This is a genomic window from Vibrio frigidus, from assembly GCF_042465995.1.
Taxonomy (GTDB): Bacteria; Pseudomonadota; Gammaproteobacteria; order Enterobacterales; family Vibrionaceae; genus Vibrio.
Window position 1 is genome coordinate 231,021 of record NZ_JBCDMC010000009.1, and the last position, 6,256, is coordinate 237,276.

General features: G+C 41.1%; 6 protein-coding genes. 4 read left to right on the plus strand and 2 right to left on the minus strand.

Annotated elements, in window-relative coordinates; genetic code table 11:
• Positions 1-43: 43 nt before the first annotated feature.
• Positions 44-787, minus strand: a complete 744-nt coding sequence (locus AACW90_RS16890; protein WP_390236804.1) for a hypothetical protein — start codon at positions 785-787, stop codon at positions 44-46.
• Between the two features lie 205 nt (positions 788-992).
• Positions 993-1,994 (minus strand): helix-turn-helix domain-containing protein, encoded by a 1,002-nt coding sequence (locus tag AACW90_RS16895; RefSeq protein WP_390236784.1) that lies wholly within the window; start codon positions 1,992-1,994, stop codon positions 993-995.
• Between the two features lie 161 nt (positions 1,995-2,155).
• Here AACW90_RS16895 and AACW90_RS16900 point away from each other — a divergent pair, with 161 nt between their 5' ends.
• Genes AACW90_RS16900 through AACW90_RS16915 form a run of 4 tightly spaced genes read left to right on the plus strand, consistent with a single transcriptional unit; the run spans position 2,156 to position 6,043 of the window.
• Positions 2,156-3,265 (plus strand): HlyD family secretion protein, encoded by a 1,110-nt coding sequence (locus AACW90_RS16900; RefSeq protein WP_390236786.1) that lies wholly within the window; start codon positions 2,156-2,158, stop codon positions 3,263-3,265.
• Entirely contained in the window at positions 3,255-4,268 is a 1,014-nt protein-coding gene (locus AACW90_RS16905; RefSeq protein ID WP_390236788.1) for a DUF2955 domain-containing protein, read from the plus strand. Before AACW90_RS16900 ends, AACW90_RS16905 begins: the two co-directional genes overlap by 11 nt.
• Positions 4,269-4,318: 50 nt before the next feature.
• Positions 4,319-5,383: an AI-2E family transporter gene (locus AACW90_RS16910; protein ID WP_390236790.1), complete on the plus strand. Its 1,065-nt coding sequence runs from the start codon at positions 4,319-4,321 to the stop codon at positions 5,381-5,383.
• Positions 5,384-6,043: a potassium channel family protein gene (locus AACW90_RS16915; RefSeq protein ID WP_390236792.1), complete on the plus strand. Its 660-nt coding sequence runs from the start codon at positions 5,384-5,386 to the stop codon at positions 6,041-6,043.
• Positions 6,044-6,256: the final 213 nt, after the last annotated feature.

Sequence of the window (6,256 nt, forward strand, 5' to 3'; positions counted from 1 at the left end):
AGTAATCAAGCGTATTCACTATTTAATCCGTAAGATTCCAGGATTAAAAATGCGCCGCCCAACCAACTAAGAACCCTTGGGTAGCGGTGTCATAAGCAAAATCATCGCCGTTATCATAATCAACCCAAGTGGATTTAAAGGCGATATTTAAATCTGACCAGTTATTAATCTTGTAGCGTGTCCCGGTAAGAATAGCGCTGGTAAATTCCGTATCGCTACTCAAACCAGCATCAAGACCAAAATGAAACTTCCAATGGTCTGATAGGTCTGTTATCCAACGAGCACCAATTAAGTAATCTACCCAGTCTGCATCTAGATTTTTATTTGCATTAAGCTGTCCGCCACTGGTATATATTTTTGTATTGATATCATTATCCCACCAGCGAAAACCAGCCATGTAATCTACGGTGCCAAAGTCATATTGATAACGTTTAAAGCCTTTTACTTCTAATACTCCCTGTCGAATCTCAAGTTCCCCTTTTAGTAGGCTCAAGTCATTCCCTAGAATGGCATCTGATTTACCACTGAGCTTCATAAAACTATAATCTACGTAATACCCCCATCGATTATCATATATACCCTCTAAGCGAAGCATTGCACCGATGTCCAAATGGTCAACGATAAAAGCAGGGTCTACGTTGACATCGGTAGATACGTTTCCAATCGTGCTATCGCCTCGGATATTAAGTGCTTGGGCATAGACTTCTATACTGTGTTCCCAACCAGAACGGTCCATACCCATTTCATTAGCAAGAGCCGAATGACTAAGAGAGAAAAGAACGAACATACTCGCGGTACGTTTAGATATTGATGCCATTAGGTACATCCTTGTTAAATATAAAGTTATTCAGGTTGGTACTTAAACAAGCGTAGTATATGAATCATTAAAATAAAAAATTTGGCAGGAAAAAAGTCAGTTAAGTCGACAATATTCGTATTTTTTTGAAGATCCTGACAAATAGGCATTCACAAGCTCTGTTGGCGTTAGACCGCTATGAATTGTCCAATATTGTTTTTTGATACACCTTAGGTGTTAACCCTGAAATTCGCTTAAACGCTCGAGAGAATTGAGAAATATTTGCGTATCCCAGTTGGCTTGCAATATAGGTGAGTGAATGGCCTTCTTCCATTATTTCGCATGCAACGGAGAACATGAGGTTCTCTTTAATCCGACGGAAGGAAGTATTTTCGTTGCTTAATTTTCGTTGGAAGCTCCGAACGGAAAAATTGAGTAACTCGGCGGCGTCTTCTATCGTTAGGTTCTGCTCTTTAACATAAGGCTTTAACAACTCAAAGACACTATCAGTGAAGCTTGTGTGCCATTCTACTATTGCCGATGTGACGCTGAGAAACTGACTTGAGATATCGATTGGATTATTGAGCAGTTCCGTCGGGATTTTCACGGCGGTTTTTTCTTGATCAATGTAGATCTGGCAACTGATGGGCAAAAAGGACCGAATAATATCGATTTGGCAATTCTGTAGTTTCACTTTGTTGGGTTGCCATGACCGACCCGTTAACATGCTCATCAGTTCGATGATATAAGTAAGCGCAAAAGCTTCAGACCATTGAAAATATTTACACGTTTTTGTCGGTGCATAAACACAAAACCAATGCTCTCCATGCTTTTGTTCAAAGTGAACATTACTACTTGGGGTATCATTCAAGAAAATCCTATTTATGTCATTAAGAGCCTCTCCAATGGTTGAGTATTCTGTGAATTGATGCAGCACATGCGGAATGATGCGTTTTCTTAGTGCAAACCTTAGTAGGTCGATAAAGCCTGTGACGCCTAACTGAGTGTAGGTTAGATAGATAAGCCGTTTAATCGATTCGGAAGGGACAAAGTCGCTATCGGATTGGATTAGATCCGGCGGTAAACCAGAGTCTTTAAGTAGTTGGTGAATATCGAGATCATATTCTGTGAATACCTCAACGAGAATCTTTGCATAATTGGTTTGAATGACCGGAACTTGGTATGAGATTGAAACCATAAAAACACACACTCCTTGTGTCAATGCTGATGGGATCGGCATTTTATGATGCGGTTATATCACTATAGTGAAAGTTATGGCTGTTTTCTTGAGTTTTTCATATTCCGATATATGTTTAAGGTATTAATTTTATTAATGTTGAAGATAGACAAGGGAGTGGTATGTCTGAGGTCAAGGAAGAGACTCATGAGTCACGAAATGCGAGCAATAAGAAAGATAGGGTAAGAACAGTAACAAATTATCTACTCACGATTGTTGCTGTGATGCTTTTTTTTAGCATCGTTACCGATCGCATTATTCCAATTACCGACAATGCTCGTGTTAAAGGCTATATCGTTCCAATAAAACCCGAAGTCTCCGGCAAGGTTTTAGATATAAAGGTTCAGCCTAATCAGTTGGTAGAAGAAGGGGATGTTCTCGCTATTCTGGATGCTTCTGACTACAAAATTGCAGTACAACTCGCCGAGCAAAATTTGGAGATAGCAGGGCAGAATGTGGGTGCTCAAACGGCAGACATTGCTGCAGCCCAAGCGCGTCTTACATCAGCAATTGTCGAAAGGCAAAATACAGAGTTGCAAGCAAAACGTGTGTTGGCAATGGCGGAAAAGGGCGTAGTGTCGAAGTCGGACGCAGACAAAGCAAGAGCCACCTTAGCAACATCAAGAGCGTCGGTTAAGAATGCAGAAGCCGATCTGGAAAAGACAAAGCAACAACTCGGTAAAAATGGTGAAGATAATAGTCAAATTAAAGCCGCGCTCTTGTCTCTTGAACAAGCGCAACTAAATTTAGAGCGAACGGTAATAAAAGCGCCAACTCAAGGAGGGGTCTCAAACTTCAGTTTATCGGAAGGTTTTTTTGCCTCGGTAGGCCAACCTATCATGACGTTTGTATCGACAGACGATATTTGGATAGAGGCGTATTTTCGAGAAAATAGCTTAGGAAATATAGCCGTTGGTGATGACGTTGAAGTCACCTTAGATATTGTGCCCGGAAAGATTATTAAAGGCAAAGTGACGAGTGTTGATTGGGGTATTGATTGGGGGCAGAACGACCAAGCAGGTAAGCTTGCGCAAGCAAATCAACAGACTGGTTGGTTGCGCCAGACACAAATGTTGCCTATCTCGATTGAATTTGACCACGCAGATGTCAAAGGGTTGCTTCGAGTGGGTGGTCAAGCTGATGTGATTGTATATAGTGGCGATAATTTTATCTTTAATTCAATAGGTAAACTTTGGATTCGATTTATTAGCGTGCTGTCTTATGTCCGATAACATCGCGACTGATCTACAGGTTCAAACACGCATCATTCGATTTATGGTTGGGGTAACTATTGTGGTGTTCCTCGCCGCATGGATCAACTGGCCGTTGGCCTTTGTCGCCCCTGTTTTTACTGCAAAATTTTTAATTGATAAACTTACGTTTCATAAAGAAACCGTCTATGAATTGTTGTTGGCATTGGTGGTTACTATGGGATTAGGTTTATTGCTTTCAGGGGGAATAACGCAATACCCTGTACCGTTATTAATACTTGTTGGATTGATGATGCTGTGGGGATACTTTTTATTTACTGACCCTAAGTGGAATCTATTTGGGACCATATTGCTGATTTCAGTATTGGTGTTGCCCTTTATGGCCATATCTAATCCTGGTATTTCAGTATTACTCGCAACTGGATTAGCAACATCTGGTGTTGTTGCGGTTGCTATTTTTGCTGTTGCTCATATCTATTTTCCCGAACCTAGAACTAAATTTAGTGGTTTTGCAGCTACACCAATAACCAGACAACAACGCTGGTATGCTGCGTTTAGAGCGATGATTATCTCTTTTCCTGTCGTCTGTTTTTTCTTTATTTTCCAGATATCTGAAGCACTATTAACGATGATGTTCATCGCACTGCTTTCGTTGATGATTACGTCTGAGAAGTCGATAAAACTGAGTGCATTCTTGGTCATTAGCAACGGGTTAGGTGGGTTACTTGCTATTGCTGCGTTTTCAATATTGGCTATCGTGCCCAACATTATTTTCTATTCACTATTCATCGGTTTGATAGCCATTTATGTCGCGAAAAAAATCTATACAGTGCCTGAAAAAGCCCCCATTTATGCGACCGCTTTTAGTACGTTATTGGTGCTGATTGGTAGCACACTAATGAGCTCAGGTGATATAGATAGCAATACATGGGTTCGGATATTTCAGTTAATGCTCATTGGGCTCTACATGATTGTTGCCTCCTTGTTTTTAGAAACAAGGAATTGGAAATTTTTACAAAATTAACAAAACTCGATGAATAAACTTTTAGTGCGATTTATACACAAGGACGTTACATGAAGCTCAAAACTGATTTCTCTCACCAAGCTATTGATGCCGCAATTAAGATAGCGGCCGTTGCTTTACTCATCTATTGGTGTTTTTCGATACTACGCCCCTTTATCATGTTATTGGTTTGGGGAGGGATTATTGCGACGGCGTTGTATCCAGTTGCAGTAACCATCCATAACAAGACAGGTTTATCGAAGGGAAAGGCAAGTGGTTTACTAAGCCTTATTGGTGTTTTATTGCTTTTGATACCACTTGTTGCTCTTTCGTCTGGGTTATACACGAGTGCATCGGAGCTCTTCTCTGGAATACAAGATGGATCGTTAGTCTTGCCGAAACCTAACACATCTATTCAGGATATTCCCCTGGTGGGGGAAAAACTATACGCGGCAATGTCGTATGCATCATCGAATATTGAAGGTGTGTTTACCAAGTATGCTGAAGAAATCAAAGATTTTGCCAGTCAAGCGGCTTCCATAGTCGGTTCTCTTGGTGGAGGATTCGTACAGTTTATTATCTCGACCATTATTGCTGGGGCGTTTATGTCTAATGCTGATAAGTGCCTGATTGGTATCACTAAACTCGCTGAGCGTTTAACAGGTGATAAAGGAGAGGCGTTAGTCCAACTTTCAAAGTCGACGGTACGCAGTGTGGTACAGGGTGTTATCGGTGTTGCTATTATACAGTCAGTATTTGCTGGCATCGGTCTGGTGGTCGCTGGCGTGCCTGCCGCGGCTTTTTGGGCACTGGCAGTATTACTCGTCGCCATTATCCAATTACCGCCAATTTTGGCGTTGCTTCCTGCCATTATCTATATGTTTAGTGGCGACTCGACATTAACAGCGAGTCTGTTTCTCGTTTGGTGTATTTTAATTAGTGGTAGCGACGCTATTTTAAAACCTATGTTATTGAGTCGTGGTTCCGATATCCCTATGTTGGTTATTTTACTCGGCGCATTAGGTGGGATGGCAATGTCCGGTATTGTTGGATTATTCGTCGGGGCTGTCGTATTGAGCCTAACCTATCAACTGTTTGTTGCATGGTTATCTACAGAATCCGAAGAGGCAAAATAGATGAAAGGAGTCTCAAAAGACGACAATTTCTATTTCCTTTTTTTTGCGCTATTGGTGCTATTTTTTGGTTGTGCGGTAATGCAGCAAGTTCATCCCGAAGGACAAAAAACTGTGTTGGGATTGATAATTGTCACATTGGCGGTGTCGATTGCTGGTATCGATCGTAGGAAAACGATATATCGAATTTGGTATGGATTATTGTTAGTCACGGCGACGGTATCGGGTATGTTCTCGTTCTTTGATGATTATGACATGTCTTATGTAACGTTGGCGGCGGTTTTGGTCTTTTTATGTTCGCATATCCATTCAGCATTAAAACAAGTGATGCTGGCAAAGGTAGTGACAAAGAACCATATTGTTGGCTCAATCTGCATTTATTTTCTGATAGGGTTGGCTTGGGCGACGTTATATCTGCTGGTAATTGAAATGTTTCCTATGGCATTTAATGGCATAGAGGCGAAACCTTGGTTAAACAATCTGTTTAACGCCTTGTATTTCAGTTTCATCACGTTAACGACGGTGGGGTATGGCGACATTTCACCAAGCTTACCCGTTGCTCAGTTCTTTGTGTTTTTAGAATCGATTGTTGGCAGTTTCTACCTGGCGATTATGGTTGCTAGCTTGGTTAGTATTCGCTTAACGCAATCAACTCTTAAATAGACCATGTAAATGTGGTCTATAGGGTGAGTAATGCTGTTAACTTAAGGCATCAAACTCCGTCATCCTCACGAAAGTGGGGATCAAACTGTACTACCGACCTCATAGGTAACACTTTAAACCGGTCACATAGGTAACACTTATGTTGGCCGGATTACTCGACCAACTACTTCATCTACGATCCCTAATTTTAGAGTTCCAAAATGCAGCAACCAG